At 68.5% G+C, this 15,166-nt stretch carries 11 protein-coding genes, 2 tRNA genes and 2 pseudogenes; 8 read left to right on the top strand and 7 right to left on the bottom strand.

The window, feature by feature from the left end; genetic code table 11:
- The first annotated feature begins 8 nt into the window (after positions 1-8).
- Positions 9-84, top strand: a tRNA-Arg gene (locus BW737_RS01580).
- 339 nt (positions 85-423) lie between these two features.
- Here BW737_RS01580 and BW737_RS01575 read toward each other — a convergent pair.
- Together BW737_RS01575 and BW737_RS01570 are read right to left on the bottom strand one after the other, a co-directional pair.
- On the bottom strand, positions 424-1,257 hold the full coding sequence (locus tag BW737_RS01575) for a helix-turn-helix domain-containing protein (protein WP_086615778.1): 834 nt from the start codon (positions 1,255-1,257) through the stop codon (positions 424-426).
- Between the two features lie 48 nt (positions 1,258-1,305).
- Positions 1,306-1,848, bottom strand: coding sequence for a hypothetical protein (locus BW737_RS01570; RefSeq protein ID WP_143233217.1), 543 nt, complete (start codon positions 1,846-1,848; stop codon positions 1,306-1,308).
- Positions 1,849-2,703: 855 nt separating this feature from the next.
- Between BW737_RS01570 and BW737_RS19730 the strand changes: the two are divergent.
- Together BW737_RS19730 and BW737_RS01560 are read left to right on the top strand one after the other, a co-directional pair.
- A pseudogene (locus BW737_RS19730) lies at positions 2,704-6,983 on the top strand (DNA helicase).
- A gap of 3 nt (positions 6,984-6,986) precedes the next feature.
- On the top strand, positions 6,987-7,262 hold the full coding sequence (locus BW737_RS01560) for a transcriptional regulator (RefSeq protein ID WP_257210344.1): 276 nt from the start codon (positions 6,987-6,989) through the stop codon (positions 7,260-7,262).
- A 128-nt stretch (positions 7,263-7,390) separates the two neighbouring features.
- On the opposite strand, the gene mscL is transcribed toward BW737_RS01560, so the two are convergent.
- The 3 genes from mscL to BW737_RS01545 all read right to left on the bottom strand — a co-directional run bounded on the left by mscL (position 7,391) and on the right by BW737_RS01545 (position 9,370).
- Positions 7,391-7,771 carry a large conductance mechanosensitive channel protein MscL gene (gene mscL, locus BW737_RS01555; protein WP_086615780.1) on the bottom strand — a complete coding sequence of 127 codons (381 nt, stop codon included), beginning with the start codon at positions 7,769-7,771 and terminating at the stop codon, positions 7,391-7,393.
- Between the two features lie 118 nt (positions 7,772-7,889).
- Positions 7,890-8,585 (bottom strand): RcpC/CpaB family pilus assembly protein, encoded by a 696-nt coding sequence (locus BW737_RS01550; protein WP_338063828.1) that lies wholly within the window; start codon positions 8,583-8,585, stop codon positions 7,890-7,892.
- Positions 8,586-8,701: 116 nt separating this feature from the next.
- Positions 8,702-9,370 (bottom strand): 5-formyltetrahydrofolate cyclo-ligase, encoded by a 669-nt coding sequence (locus tag BW737_RS01545; RefSeq protein ID WP_086615782.1) that lies wholly within the window; start codon positions 9,368-9,370, stop codon positions 8,702-8,704.
- Positions 9,371-9,490: 120 nt separating this feature from the next.
- Here BW737_RS01545 and BW737_RS01540 point away from each other — a divergent pair.
- The 4 genes and pseudogenes from BW737_RS01540 to BW737_RS01525 all read left to right on the top strand — a co-directional run bounded on the left by BW737_RS01540 (position 9,491) and on the right by BW737_RS01525 (position 12,794).
- Positions 9,491-10,701, top strand: a pseudogene (locus BW737_RS01540) (molybdopterin molybdotransferase MoeA).
- Positions 10,694-11,389, top strand: coding sequence for a GNAT family N-acetyltransferase (locus tag BW737_RS01535; RefSeq protein ID WP_086615783.1), 696 nt, complete (start codon positions 10,694-10,696; stop codon positions 11,387-11,389). The pseudogene BW737_RS01540 and the gene BW737_RS01535 overlap by 8 nt, the downstream one beginning before the upstream one ends.
- Before the next feature lie 129 nt (positions 11,390-11,518).
- Entirely contained in the window at positions 11,519-12,610 is a 1,092-nt protein-coding gene (locus tag BW737_RS01530; protein WP_086615784.1) for a hypothetical protein, read from the top strand.
- A gap of 108 nt (positions 12,611-12,718) precedes the next feature.
- A tRNA-Ala gene (locus tag BW737_RS01525) sits at positions 12,719-12,794 on the top strand.
- Between the two features lie 773 nt (positions 12,795-13,567).
- On the opposite strand, the gene BW737_RS01520 is transcribed toward BW737_RS01525, so the two are convergent.
- Complete coding sequence (locus BW737_RS01520; protein WP_086615785.1) at positions 13,568-13,870, bottom strand: YgjV family protein; 303 nt, start codon at positions 13,868-13,870, stop codon at positions 13,568-13,570.
- A 175-nt stretch (positions 13,871-14,045) separates the two neighbouring features.
- On the opposite strand from BW737_RS01520, the gene BW737_RS01515 reads away from it, so the two are divergent.
- Entirely contained in the window at positions 14,046-14,366 is a 321-nt protein-coding gene (locus tag BW737_RS01515) for a nuclear transport factor 2 family protein (protein ID WP_086615789.1), read from the top strand.
- On the opposite strand, the gene BW737_RS01510 is transcribed toward BW737_RS01515, so the two are convergent.
- A complete protein-coding gene (locus BW737_RS01510) occupies positions 14,349-14,564 on the bottom strand; it encodes a hypothetical protein (RefSeq protein WP_086615786.1) in 216 nt (71 codons plus the stop codon). The two genes, BW737_RS01515 and BW737_RS01510, sit on opposite strands and share 18 nt — an antisense overlap.
- Positions 14,565-15,166: the final 602 nt, after the last annotated feature.

The following is a 15,166-nucleotide window of genomic DNA, read 5'->3' as shown; positions in this document are numbered from 1 at the left end:
CTCAGTCGGCCCTCGTAGCTCAGGGGATAGAGCACCGCTCTCCTAAAGCGGGTGTCGCGCGTTCGAATCGCGCCGGGGGCACCAGCCGTCTTTCCGCCCAGCTGCGGGGAGGCGCGCCCTTGGTACAACCGGCCCGCCCGTATTCCAGGTGATCGGGGTGGTCTTGGCGCTTTGGGCCGGTGTGTCGTGGGGAGGCCTGCTGTCAACCTCCTCGGTTTGGACCGGGTTCCTTCAGTTGGACCGCGTTTCTGCGCTTGGACCGTCTGAGAGTGCGTTTAAGACGGTCCAACCGCAGGCGGACGGTCCAAACAGGGGAACGCGGTCCAAACAGGGGAGGTCGGCGCCCTCGACACGCCGGCCTAAAGCAACACGTTCATGCCGATGAACCGCAGCCGTCAGCTGCGGACCAACTAGGACACCCGGCTACTGGTTGGGGCGGAAGTTGAGTTCGCCCAGTCGGATCAATGGGAGGAGCACCGCGGAGCCGGTCACGCGTGTGGTGAGGTCTGCGAGGGCTTCACGAACGTAAGGGAACGCAGCCATTAGGGCAACCCTGGAGGCGAAGTCGAACGGTGCTTCCTCTGAAAGTTCGAACTCCTGGGATCCTACATACTCCGTGATGGCGGCGATGCTTGCGGTCCAGTCATCTGCCTTGATTAGGAACTCGAACCTGGCGCCGAACTGCTTGCCTTCTTGGCGGCTGGCAAGGGAGCAGTCGACCTCAAGCCGCGTCTCCGACTCGTCACTGGTGTCCTTCGGCTGAGTTGAGGACGGCGTGGTCTCTATCGAGAGGCGGTCGAAGTGGATGTCGACAAGCTGAAGTTCTGCAATCTCCAGCATCTCCTGGGCGTCTTGCAGTGTCGGCTTATTAGGCATGGGCCAGTTCCTGTGTGACGTTCCAGCCGCTGGGGACGGCAACTTTCTTGCGAGGGCGAGCGGGCGCTGGATGGTTGCCTGGGCTGCGCCGGTCATCTGCCAAGTGGCGGGTACGCCGTCGCCACAGTCATCAACGACCTTCATGTCTAGGACGGCGTCGACGGCCATGGCGTAGCGGATGATGGATGAGAGCGTCGGGTTTGCGTCATACCGCTCGAATGCGGCGACTGTCGGCTGGCTGACGCCCATGCGATCTGCCACGGTTTGCTGGCTGTAGTGGTGGCTCTTGCGTTGTTGGACTAGCTGCTCAAGGAGGCTGTCCTTTGCCTCGACCAGCAGATCTGCACGGCGGTCGAGGACCGCGTCGCTGACGGTAGTCATAGAGCGAACTCTATGATGGGGCGTGGCCTCCGGCAACCCGTATGGGCGTTACCTCCGTCGCGTAACGCCCCAACACTCGCTGCGTCCGCTGAGGAGGCGCCGTTCGGCAATGTCGATCTGACCGTCCTGGATATCCTTTGTAGCCTTCTCATCGTCAATGATGATCGTCTTCTCGTGTGCATGGAGGCCGAGGATGCAGAGCCCGAGGGCGTCGTACGGCTGTGCGTGTATCAGCCGTACTTCGACTGTAATGTGTCGTTCAGGTCCGTCGGTTGGACGTTCGTGGACGTTCACATCGGTCCAGCGAATCTCGAACAGGATGTCAGCTCCGCGAAGGGACTTCAACTCTTGCGGCGGCCGGAGTTTCCCTTGTGCGGCCTTCTCCAAGCGCTTCTTGAACATCGCTCGAGTCAAGCGCTCGTTGTAAGGGTTCCAAAGCCGACAAGCCGGCGTCTTGATCGCTGCCATGAGAGCGTCGACCGCAAGGGCGATGTGATCGTCGGTCGTGCCACCTCCACCGTGGTACCAGTAGAAGTCCACTTCCAGGCCGCCGCAGGCGTTCGATCTTTGGGAATTGTCGACAACGCTCATGGATCGATGGTAGGTGTGCGGTCTGACATTCAACGGCTCTTCGTGTTTGGGGTGTGGAGGTGGGGGTTAGTGCGATGTCTGGAGTGTGTGACTGCTTGCGGTTCGGTCGGCCGCCCCGCACGGGGTTCTGCTTGGACCGCCGGGCTGCACTTGGATCGCCCCAGACGCACCCCCAGACGGTCCAACCACAGATTCGCGGTCCAAGTAGGGGCCCGGGAAGGTGCGGGCGCCGGGCCCGGCTGGCCTCACCGCCGCCAGCCAGCGCACCTGGCGCAGAGCCGAGAATCCCGGGCGGGACCAAACCAGCTCTTCCCGCTCTGGGGGCATGGTGTCGGAGTCCGGGGTGGCATCGTGTGCGTGGGTAGGGGGCCGACGATGTTGGCGATGACGATTCTGATATTGGCGTGCCCTCGGGTGCGTGGTGTAGGGGCCGGGCCGCCCGCGGCGGCTCGCCGTTGGCGCTCGTTCCCGTGCGCGGCGGCCAAAAGTGTCCAGGATCGGCACAAACGGCTCCGACGTCGCCGGCAGCCTCAGGCGGAACGTTGGAATCATGCGGTTTCCGAGTCGGTCCCGGCGGTCTCCGACGGCCTTTGTGCCGAATTCGGACGTAGAGAATGTAAGTGTCTGCTCGGTGCATTCCGCCCCACGGCGGGGCGCCCGGGCGCACACCACCCACACCAGCACCCAACCCACCAGGCCGGCAGCACCCACCACACCCACACCCACAAACAAGCCCATTAAGCAGGCAGGGTTTCGTCGTGCCGGCATGACTTCGTAGAGGACAGCGGCGCAGATCCCCGCACCATCGGTGCGTCGGCGCCGCCCGCCGCGGCCGGGCGGATATCGTGAGGAAATATGACGCCTCCACTGTTCTCTCTGGGCCGCAGCCGGCACGACGCCGGAGCGCAGACGCGCGACCCCGAGGGCGCCGGCCTGCCCGCGGAATCCGCCGCGATCACGCACTCCGGTGACACCCCGGTGTCGGACGCCGAGCGTCGGGCCCGTATCGACGCGGCACTCGACGACTGGCGCCAGGAACTGGCCGACCTCGGCGGTACCTCCAGTCTCGACGCCTTCTCGGACCGTGACGGCATCGTTGACCTGACTGCCGCCCACCCCTCCGGTCTCGCCCAGCTATACGCCGGCCGCCCCACCCACCTGGGCAGTCTCGTGCGCGAGCGCGTCGCACTCGGCATCGCCCGCCAGTCCCTGCGTGAACTCGCTAGCCGCACGGACCAGCTCTCCCGCCGCTTTGGCGTTGCTCCTGTATACCTGGCCATCGGCGTAGCCGGCTGGACCGAACCGGTGACAGTGGATGATAACGACGCCTTCCCCGCGCCCGGTCCGGCGGATGCCCATGCCGCGGACGACCTCGCCGCCGCGGGAGAGCCCAACGCCGTGACCAGCGTTGAGGACGACGCGTCCGCCGATGGCATGGCCGACGCGGGCGCGCCCGAAACGGTCCCCTCCGCAGTGCCTGCCGCCGACGAGACGGACACCGGTGAGCCCCCCGCCCGTCCGGTCGCCGTGCGTACCGTCAGCGCCCCCGTGCTACTGCGGCCGGTGCGCCTGTCCAGCGCCGGTGCGGATGCCGCCCTCACCCTGGACAAGTCGATCGAAGTCAACCCGGTCCTGACCCGGGCGCTGCGCCACCACGGCTGCACGGTGGACGTCGACGTCGTCGCGCGTGCGACTCTTGCCGACGAGGGCTTCACCCCGCGCGACGCGCTCAGCGGAATCGGTGCGCTCGGACGCGAATTCCTGCCCGGCTTCGAGATCCACGAGCGGCTCGTCGTCGGCGCCTTCGTCCACCCCGGGCAGGCTCTGGTGGAGGACTTTGACGCCACCGTCGAACGCGCTCGCACCTCCGCGCTCGTGGCCGCCCTAGCCGGTGACGCTGAGGCTCGGGCCGCCCTGGATGTGGCCCTGCCCGACCCCAACCCCGCCGACCGGGCGCCCGAAAGCGAGCGCGGTGTGGGTGACCTCGACCCCGCCCAGCTCGACGCCGTCGAGGCGGTCGGCTCCGGTGCATCCCTGCTGCTGGATGCGCCTCCCGGATCCGATGTCGCCGCCGTGCTCGCCGCCATCATGGCCGACGCCGCTGCTCTGGGGCGCACCGTGCTGCACGTGCCCGCTACCAGCGCCGACGGGCACGCCGTGGCCGACGCCCTGCGCGAACTCGGGCTGGGCTCCATCGTGATCGACCTGACCGAGGATCCCGCCTGGCGTCGTCACGCCGCGGAAGAGATCAAGACTGCCATGGGCGTCGACGTCCCCGACCTGGACGTGACCGCCATCGTTGGCATGCGCAACCGGCTGACCTCCGTGCGTGAGAAGCTCTCCCGTTACGTGTCCGCCCTGCACAGGCAGCGCGAACCTTGGGCTGCCTCCGCCTACGACGCGCTGCAGCAACTCGCCGAGCTCACCTCCGGGCGTGCTCGTACCACCGCCCGCGTCGCCCCCGGTCACCTGGAGCGTCTGAACGCAGACGGCCGTCGGCGCGCCTCGGAACTGCTGCATCGGGCACACGCACTCGGCCTGTTCACCTCCGCCCTGGCGGATTCGGCCTGGAACGGCATGGCCGTGGCCGACGTCGACGAGGCCACCGACGCGCTGGCCCGACTGACCCGGCTCGCCGACGAACTGCTGCCCGCCATCGGTGAGCATATTGAGGCGGTGCACACCTCCACCGGCATCACCCGCGCCGAAACGCTGGGCCAGTGGTGCGAGCAGCTGGAAATGCTCGACGGCGTGCGCGACTCCCTGGACGTCTTTCTGCCCGAGGTCTTCGAACGTTCTGCCGCCGACATGGTGATCGCCACTGCCTCCAAGCACTGGCGCCAGGAGCACAGTGTGGAGATGGGTTACGCCGCCCGGCGCCGCTTCATCAAGCAAGCCCGGGATTTGGTGCGCCCAGGCCGGGAAGTGACCGACCTGCACGGGGAGCTGGTCAAGGTGCAGCAGCGCCGCGAGGTGTGGCGCCGCTACGACCCCGAGGGCGGCTGGCCGCATCTGCCGCAGGGCCTGGACCAGATGCAGCGCGTGGCCGAACGCGCCCGCGACGCCGCCGCCGCGCTGCAGCCGATAGTCGGGACGGAACCGGTCCTGCTGGATCTGCCGCTGACCGAGTTGGAACAGCGGGCCCACATCCTGGCTGCCGACGACGTCACCGTTCACAAGCTCCCCGAGATCAATCGCGTAGTCACCGCGCTCAGCGACCTGGGCCTGACTCCGCTGCTGGACGACCTGGCCGCGCGCAATGTGGAACCAGCGCAGATCGACGACGAGCTCACCTACTGCTGGTGGTACTCCCTGCTCGGCAGATCATGCAGGACGACCCCGATCTGGGCGGATTGGACGCCGACGCCCTCAGCGACCTCGCCGTCTCCCTGCGCGAGCTGGACGCCTCCCAGGCCGATTCATTGGCCGGCCCCGTCGCCCAGGCCTGCACTCGTCGCGTCCGCGACGCCGTAGACGCCGATAAGGACTCCGCCCGCAGCCTGTACCGTGCCCTGTCCCTGGAGGAGGGGGTGCCGCTGCGCGACATCATTTCCGCCCACCCGCTGGCCATGATCGCCAAACCCGTGTGGATCATTCCGCCCACACTGGTGCCGCAGGTGTTCGCCGCCGACGCGGTGGTGGACCTGGCGATCCTGGACGCCTCCGCCCACGTGCCCGTCTCCCGAGTCATGCCCGCCTTCGTGCGCGCCGAGCAGGTGCTCGTCGTCGGCGATCCCCGCCGCTCGACCTCCGGGCTGGCCTCCGAACTCGGCCCGCTGCTGCCGCGGGTGACGTTGCCGACCGGCCGCAACACCCTGGATGCGGAGATTGCCGGCTTCCTTGCCACCAACGGCTACGACGACGTCGTTGAGGCGATCCCGGCGCCGCCGGGCCGCTCCCGCCTGTCGCTTTCCCTGGTCGACGGCCGCGGCATGCCCGCTCCGGGGCACACCGCCGTCGAGTCGGTCCCCGCCGAAGTCAATCGGGTGGTCGATCTGATCATCGACCACGCGCTGACCCACCCCGAGCAGTCCCTCGGAGTCATCGCGCTCAATGCCCGGCATGCCGAGGAGATTCGCCGCGCCACGGCCGCCGCCGTCGCCGGCTCGCCGGCCCTTGCCGACTACTTCGAGACGGGCGTGTCCGAGCCCTTCGTCGTCGTCGACCTGGGGGAGGCCCGCTCGCTGCGCCGCGACCACATCATCGTCTCCGTCGGCTACGCCAAGACTCCACACGGGCGCACGATCCACAACTTCGGGGAGGTCAGCGACGTCGGAGGGATGGTCTGCCTGGTGGATGCGCTATGCGCCTCGCGTGGCAGTACCCAGGTCGTGTCCTGCCTGGGGCCCGACGACATCGACGCCGAGCGCCTGCATGCTCCCGGCGCCCGACTGCTGCGCGAGGTGCTTGTCCACGCCGCCGACTCCGGTGCGCAGTACCCGCAGCAGGAGGAGGTCGTCCCGGACCGGCTGCTCGTCGAACTGGCCGAGCACCTGTGGCGCAAGGGGCTGGTGGTGGTGCCCCGCTACGGCATTGAAGGCGGGGTGCGCATCCCATTGGCCATCGGCCACCCCGACCTGCCGGGCGAGCTGCTGGTGGCCGTGCTCACCGACGACGAGCGGTACGTCGCGGAGCCGAGTCTGCGCCGGCGTGACCGGCACTGGGTGGAGCGGCTCCAGCAGCGCGGTTGGCGCGTGCACATGGCTTACTCCGCGGGCGTGTTCGTCGATGTGGAGGAGGAGGCGAGCAAGATCGAGGCGCAGGTGCTGGCGGTGCTCGCATCCCGCACAGAGGCTGCCGCCGCCCTGCCGCAGCAGGTGGTGGAAGGCACGGCCCAGCCCGTCGAGATGACGGAGGAGTCGGGCACGACCGGTGAGGCGGAGGGGACGGCTCCCACACACCAGACCCTGCTTGACGGGCCTGTGCGCGCCGAGCGCCCGCCGATCGCGCAGGGACTGCCGCTGCAGGCCTACTCCGACGACCAGCTCGACGAGCTCGTTGCCTGGATCCGCTCCGACGGGGTGCAGCGCGGTGAGGCCGAGGAGGTCGAGCAGCTGCGCGAAGTGCTGGCCCTGACCCGTCACGGCGCCGGGATCGACGCTGTGCTGACCAACGCGGTGCGGCGGAGTCGCTGAGCCATGAGCAATTCGCCCACCCAAGACGCGGCCGGGGCGCCTGACGCGAGAGCCGAGGCCGGTGCCCGGCGCGGGCGGCGGCGCGTCGTCGCGCTGTCTGCACAGGATGCGGCCCGAGTGGCTCGGGGCGAGGCGCCGCAGGCGCAGGCGGAGGCGCTGCGGCGTCGCGGCGTGGACGCGCTCACCGATGCACGCTCTCGCGGGGGAGACGGGCGTGCGGACTCGGATCACGCCAACGACGCCCGGCTGCTGCGTGAGGTGCCACCCCACTGGGCCTGACTCGCCCGCCGCGGGGCCAGCCGCGTCAGGGCAAGCAGAAGTGGCGTCCATCGCAAGACGGACGCCACTTCGTTTTGGCCGGCTCCGAGTGTCGGCATCGCGGCCGACTTCGGGGAGCGGGTATCGGCTCAGCCCTGCTGCTTGAGCAGGTCGCGGATCTCGGTCAGCAGCTCGACGTCGGTCGGCTCGGCGGCCTCCTCTTCTTCCTGCTTCAGACGCGCGTTGAGCTTGTTCATCGGCGCGACGATGCAGAAGTAGACGGCCGCGGCAACGAGCAGGAAGTTGACGGCGGCGGTGATGATCGTGCCCGGCTGGATCGGGTTGGAGCCATTGATGGAGAACTCCAGCACGGAGTCGAAGTCCGGCTTGCCCACCAGAGCGCCGATGATGCCCATGATGACCTTGGTGACGGCTTCGACGATCGGAGAGAAGGCACCGCCGATGATGACGGCGACGGCCAGCTCCAGGACGTTGCCCTGGGCGATGAACTCCTTGAATCCCTTGAACATGGGATGCCTTTCGGTGTGGGGCGAGGGCACAGATGTGCCGCTCGCGGAAGTCGTGGGGCGGGAGCGAGCCAGCAGCCCGGGGGGCGGGCCGCAACCGCATGACAGGAGGCGGGCGACGTCATGGGCTCAGCACGATGCCTAGCGCACCATTCGTGGCCGCACCTACGATTAGATTAGCGTCCACTGCCGGGACGGCAAGGGTAACCAGTGTGACCTTCGTCTGCGCGGTCCACCGGTAGGCCGCGCCCTCTTGCTGCGTGAGTACTACGCGCGCCCCCGAACACACGACGGCAGAAGAACCGCCCCCGTCGCCGGCTGCGGCCGCAGCGCTGCGCTCGGCCACCACGTCCACCCGCGCTCCGGGCTCCGCCAGCTCCGCCCCGACATCGATCGGCACCTGTACCAGCCGCTCCGACGGCGTCAGCGTGGTGGCCAGGGCCGCACTCGTCATGGACGTGGTCAGCACCGTGCCCTCCTCCAGGGCGATCGCGGCGCGGCTACCCACCACGCCCATGTCGGCCAGGCCGGCCTCCGGCAGAGCGGATTGGGACACCGCCCGCACCTCAATGTCGGCCTCGGTCAGAACCGCGCCGGCGCTTACGGGGCGAGCCACCACTATCACGTCCTGCATGCCCTCCGGTGCCGGGCGAAGCACCCCGAGCGCGGCCATTACGGCGGCCCCCAGACAGACGGCGACCACCAGGTGGCGCTGCCTCCACAGCAGCAGGGACGGGCGCGCCGGGCGGCGCCCACCGCGCTGAGCAGAGCGGTCGGAACGAGACGTGCGGCTGGGGTGATGGCGAAGACGAGACATGACCCAAAAGTGGCACGGCGTGCCAACGCGCGCGCCGGCCCTGTGAATGGGGCTCATGTGGGGGTGTCGCCAGCCGCACCTGTGGACTGCGGCGGCGGAGCGGCTGCGGCGAGGGGTCAGTCCCGGTCGGTCGGCGCGGGGGCGCAGGCGAAGGCCGAGCCCTCCAGCAGGAACCACTCGTCGGGGGTGATGACGACGTCGACGGGCGCATCGTGCGCCTGGGCCGGCAGCGGCCCGGCCACCAGTTCGTCGTCGTGCACCACCGCGCAAACCGGCACGCCGGCGCGGCGCAGCGGCAGCACCCGGTCATACCAGCCGCCGCCCTGTCCCAGGCGCCGGCCCGAGCGGTCGACGGCGAGTGCGGGCACGATCACGGCCTCGGCGTCGGCAATGGCAGCGGCGGGCAGCACCTCGCCGCTCGGCTCCGGCGGGCGGCCCGGAGACCGCTCTGCCAGGTCCGTAACCCGACGGAAGTAGCCCCAGGAGCGTGTCAGGTGCGGACCGAGCACCGGCAGCAGCACCCGCGTGCCGGAATCCTCAAGCTGTTGTAGCAGCAGACGGGTACACGGTTCGTTCCCCACGGACACGTAGGCGGCCACCGTGTCCATGCCGGCGATGGCCTGGAGGATGTGGGTTGTGAGCCGCTCGCAGGTGTCGTTATGACCGTGCTCAGGATGACGGTGGTGAGTGGCGCGGTGCTCGCGCAGAACGCGGCGCAGTTGCTCCTTGGCGTCGTCGACCGCCAGCGAGCTGGTGTCTGGCAGGACGCGTGCCTGAGTGCTCATAACCGCATTGTCGCAGATGGTCCGGAACCCGGTTCGCTGCCGGGCCGCCGGGCGTGGCCGGGTAGCCTGGGGGCGGTTGGCCCGGAATCACGGCCCGGGCAGGAGGAGGACGAACCCCACATGCGCACTGTTGCTGAGCACCTGGCGGCCTGCCTGGAGATCGCCCGGGCCGCGGCCCCCCTGGACGTGGTGCTGCTGGACGCTGTCGGCTGCGTACTGGCGGAGGACGTCGTCGCTGACATCGACCTGCCCGCCGTAGACCTGGCCGGGCTCGACGGTTACGCGGTCGCCGCCGCCGCCGTCGCCGACGCCGCCGTTGGGAACCCCGCCACTCTGAAGGTGATGGATGCCGTGCGCGCGGGTGACATGCGCCCCACTCGCCTGGTGCCGGGCGCGGCCATCCTCATCGACTCCGGCGCCCCGCTGCCGCTGGGCGCCGACGCCGTGGTGCCGTGGACGGAGACGGACCGCGGCGAGTCCAAAGTACAGGTGCGGGCGGCGGTCACCGCCGGAGAGAACGTGCGCCGTCGGGCCGAGGACGTACGGGCGGGCGTCACCGTGTTGCCGCAGGGCTCGCGCATTTCGGCGCGTCAGATCGCCTTGCTCGCCGGTATTGGCCGCCACCGGGTCAAGGTGCACCCGGCACCGCGCGTGGTCATCATCTCCGTCGGCGACGAACTCGTCGAGCCCGACGGAGCTCGCGAGGCCGGCGACGTCTTCGACGCCAACGGCCACGCCCTGGCGTGCGCCGTAACCGACGCCGGCGGTCAGGCCTTCCGCGTGGCGGCGGTGCCCGATGAGCTGGGGGCACTGGCGGAAACCATCGAGGACCAGCTGGTGCGCGCCGACGTGCTCATCACCACCGGCGGCCTGAGCGTGGGCCAGGGCGACACGGTCAAGGACGTGCTGACGCCGCTGGGTACGGTGCGCTTCGACTCCGTAGCCATGTCGCCCGGGCGGCAGTTGGGCGTGGGCACGATCGAGGACACGCCGATCTTTTGCCTGCCCGGGGACCCCGTGAGTGCGCAGATCGCCTTCGAGACCTTCATCCGCCCGGTGCTGCGGCAAATCGCCGGCTGGCAGGACCTGCACCGTGCCTCCGTGCCGGCGACGCTCGCGTCCGGCTGGCATTCGCCGGCCCGCAAGCGGCAGTTCGTGCCCGTGCACCTGAGCGGGTCTCCGGCGCGCGGTTACACCGCCGAGCCGACTGCACAGCCGGGGACACTCGTCTGCTGGCGCTGGCTCGGGCGAACGCGATCGCTGTCGTCCCCGAAGACACCCAAACCGTCGTCGCCGGCGACACGCTGCACTGTCTGCTGCTCGATGCTTGAATCCCGCTTCCCGACGGCGATCGACCACCTCGGCAGGCTGCTGCGCCCGGGTGGGCGCCGCTTCCCCTGGCCGGTGGTCCTGACCGAGTCGGGGGTGAGCGAGCGCGGCTTGGCGCGCGGACCACGCGCCGTGACGCTGCGCCCCATCCGTGCAGGCGACGAGTCGGCCTGGCGACGGCTGCGGCTGGCCGACGACGCCCGGCTGGCCCCGTGGGAGGCGACGCTGCCGCCGGACAGTCCCGATGCTCTCGGTAGCTTCCGCGACTATGCGCGCGTACAGAACCGGCTTGCACGCCGCGGTGAGGCGATGCCTTTCGCATTGGAGGTGGACGGCGCGTTCGCAGGACAAGTGTCGGTGTCCTCCATCCGTTGGGGTGCGTTGGAATGCGCGAGCGTGGGCTACTGGATCGGTGCTCCGTGGGAGGGACGCGGGGTGATGACCCTGGCGATAGCGATGGTGCTGGACCATCTCCTCGGCAACCGGGTGGGCCTGCACCGGGTGGAGATCGACGTGCGTCCGAGTAATGCGCGCAGCCTGGCCGTGTGCCGGCGACTCGGATTGCGCGCCGAGGGCGTGCGGCGGGGGCTGATGCACATTAATGGGCAGTGGGCGGACCACGTCACCTTCGCCGTCGTCGCGGAGGACGCCCCGGCAGGCGGATTCGTGGGGCGTCTGGGGCAAATGTGAAAGCTGTTGCCTAGGTGGCGTGGGTGGGGAATTCGGTCCGGAATTGCCGGCGGAATCACGACCACAATCGGCGCCAACACGCCGCGGCCGCCTCCGAATTACGCCGCCCGGGCCCCTTACGGTTAAGAGGTGGGAATCGAAACGTGGGCGCTAGTTGCACTCGTCGCGGTTCTCGTCGTGTACCTACTGCCGTTCCTGGTTGGGCGCCGCGAGGCGATGAGCATGGCCAATGCGGAGGACCGCTACTCCTCGGGGCTGCGGCTGCTGGCCACGGGGAGCGCAGCCGTCTGCGGGGAGGGCTGCGGTGGTGGGCACGCCATGATCTTTCGACGCCGACCGGAGGTGAGGGCGATGAATAGGCCCGAAGTCAGGAATGTGCGGACGCTGCGCAAGGAACGTGAGCTCGCGCGCCTGCGTCAGGCGCATGAACGCGCTCGCGAACGGCGTCGGGTGGCCGCCTCCCACCGTGCCACGGTGGCGCTGATCCTGCTCGGTGTCACGGCGGGTACCGTCGTGGTCGCCGCGGTTTCCGCGATGCCGTGGTGGGCTGTCGTCATTCCCGCTGTGCTGCTGGGCGCGTCTGCAGTCGCCGGACGGCGGGCGGCACGCGCCTCGGCGGCCGCTGACCGGCGCGAGCGTCGTCGTATTGCTGCGCTCGAACGGGAGTTGACGGCGCTGACCGGCAGCTCCGCCGAGAGTCATCTGCTTGCGGATACGTCCGCAAAGGCGGCTGAGCGGGCGCAGTCGCGTACGGACGCCGAGGTCCCGGTTCAGGACGAGGCTGCGCAGGAGACTGGCGCGGAACAGACGGCCGACGCGGTCGAACGCGAAGAGCCGGCGGAGGCGGCCCGTGCTCAGTCGGAACCGGAGCTGAGCGGTCAGGAGACTCCGGCGGAAGCCTTCATCGGTGAGCCCACTGCGGAGACCGAGTCTGCCGGGACGGAAGCGCCTGGTGCCCGTGAGGCCAAGGCTCCGGCGACGCCGCCGCAGGGCTGGCACCCGGTCAGTGTTCCGGCGCCGACCTACACGCTGGCCGCCCGCGCTCCGCGTCGCAGCTATGAGCCGCCCGCGGAGGAATCATTCGACTCCGCGCCGGTCCCCGAACGTCCGCGCAGCGCGCGCGCCTATCCCATCGCCGACACCGAGGCGGGGGCGGATGAGCCGGTGTTCCACCCCATCGACCTGGAGGCGGTGCTGGAGCGGCGTCGCGCCGGCGCCTGAATCGAGTCAGACGGCCAATAGCCGGTGGTGTGGCCGGTCGGTGGCATGGCTCACGGTGCCCCGACTTGCGGGCCGCCGCGGCTGCGGTGCTACCATCTACCGTGCTCAGGGGCTATGGCGCAGTTGGTAGCGCGTCTCGTTCGCAATGAGAAGGTCGGGGGTTCGAATCCCCCTAGCTCCACCACAAAGTGGAACTCACTCGTCCCGTCCGGTTGCCCGGGCGGGACGATTTGTTGTCTTGGAGTTATCGGCGCTGATGTGTGTGCGGTTCGGGTGTGTTGCGGGGTTGTCGGGTTATCGGCGCGAACGTGGTGCTTCAGACCGGCGTGTTGGGGGGATGCCTGCCGGCGACCTTTTCGGTTTGGACCCCTGTTCCCTGTTTGGACCGCTTGCCCCTGTTTGGACCGCCGTTGTGTGCAACTGGGGCGGTCCAAACCGACGTAAGGGGTCCAAACCGACGTAAGGGGTCCAAACCGACGTGGGCGGTCCAAACTCGGGGTGGCGCGGCGCCATGAGCGGCTGGGCTGGAGGTGCGCCTGGCCGGGCGGAGGGTGGGGTCGGGGAGGGTCCCGGCATCTGGCGGTCCGGCGACTGAACGCCCTGTCACCACCGGCGACGTCGGCCCGGTCGGGTGGGCCTGGGCGTGCTTACCGGTGTTTTGCGACAAGAACACGGCGAGGTCCTCCACCGGTTTGGTCGCGGGGTGCTTCGAGTTGGGCCTGCGGTCGCCCCCCGCAGTCCTAGCGCCTCCAGCGTGGGTGTCCGGCACTGCCGGGAATCATCCACAGCCGCACACCACACAACGCGGTCCGTCAGTGTGGGCATGCCCAGTCATGCCTCACCGCTAACCGGCCCGGCCTTGCCCCACCATCTCAACGAGCAACCCCGATCGCGCGCACACCCGCACCGATAGCTCGAATGCGGCCTGCGCGCGCCTGCGTCGACGCCGTCGGTGCCTCAACTCGAGAGCACCTCCTCCGCCGAGGGACGCTCGACGTCGCGGTGGGTAGGTGTCGGTACGCCGGCTGTGAGCGGAGCGGTGCCGCGTAGCCGCAGCAGCCAGTAGAGGTCAATGAGTGCGATGGTGGCGTTCATGCCTACGGCGGGCCAAACTCCTAGTATCGCGTTGTACGCGGTGGCGATGAGCGAACCGGTGAGGTTGAGACCGCGGAAGGTACGCTGATTAGCGACTACGAGCGAGATGACGACGAGGCCGGATCCGATCCATCCGACGATCTCGAGGACTGTACGAGTGTCCACGTAGGCTCCTGGACCTGCCCGGCTGGTCAATGCCTTGGCACTGGTCGAGTCTGAACGCCTCGCTGCCGGGGCACGAAAGCCTATCCAGGTGGCGTATGTCGGGCAAGGCGCTCCGGCCATCTGCTTATAGGATCACAACGTGGGGACGTCGTCCGACCGTGAGCTGGAGTCGCTCATGGCTAGCTTTTTCGCTGCGGAGAACACGCGGGACTGGAATGCGTATGCCGCGTTCCTGCATCCCCAAGTCGAGTGGACTTTGAACGACGGTAGCCACGAGCGCAAGATCCTTGGGAAAGAGCAGTACCTGCATGAGATCAAGTCCGCTTACGCGAACTCCACGACGACGTTCCACTGCATTGAGACGATGAGTGATCGCGGACGGCGACTGATTGCGACGATGCTGGTCAATGACGACGGTGAGCGATCCTTGGACGTGTTCGTCATCGAGGACGGGCTCATCCGGCGTGAGTGGGAGTTCCTACTGGGACGTGCGTGAGCACATGTGGACGTCGGGGGTACCGGGAGCGGCGTCGGTCTGGAGCTGGTGCCAGGTCAGGACGATGCCGTCGACCCGCGCCAAAGCATTGAAGACGGCGTCCGCGCCGGCTTGGATGCCGTCGGCGACGTCCTCGCCCCCGGACACGATGTCGACAGCGCTGGCCGTGTCAGACGGTCCGCCGCCTACCGGGAACACAGCCCAACCTCCACCGCCCCGCACGCCCCTGGCGTCGGCGGGGAGCTCCGCGACAAACCGCCTCAGGGCGTGTTCGGCCAACCGTGGTGTCGGGTGCGAGACGAGCACCCTCAACGTTGCCACGTCCGTTGGATCGCGCCGCCGCCACAACCAGTCGTAGTCCACGACATAGCGCTCACAGCGAGTGTCGGGGGAGCGGGAAGCCATATGAGGACCCTACTGCGGCGAGGTCAAGCAGTCGTGAGTGCTGGACGTCACTGTCGATCCGTTTGACGTCATCCCGGCGACTATGCCTAAATTACTCCCCGCTGCGGCGCGAGCCCACGGGTAAGCACGGCGGCGCGGAGAAATGAATAGCCGGGCTGCGACATCATCGATGTCGACGGCGTACTCGGAAGAGAGCGGGATCACCGTTTCTGAGCTTGACGAGCGTTGCATGACCCGGCTAATCTGCTCCAGGCCTTGAGGGAAGAGGTGAGCCAAGCGGCTCTCCGATACTCTCCTGGGTGTGTTGTTTGGGATCTCGATAGTGTGTCGTGTTTGTTTGTTTTGTTGGTTTTTTGTTGGTTTCTTTGTTTGGTTTTTGTTTTGTTTGGAGAGTT

Origin of the sequence: Actinomyces ruminis, assembly GCF_002154335.2 — a bacterium.
GTDB classification, from domain to species: Bacteria; Actinomycetota; Actinomycetes; order Actinomycetales; family Actinomycetaceae; genus Actinomyces; species Actinomyces ruminis.
Note: the sequence above shows the minus strand (reverse complement) of the source record. Positions and strands in the feature narration are given on the sequence as shown.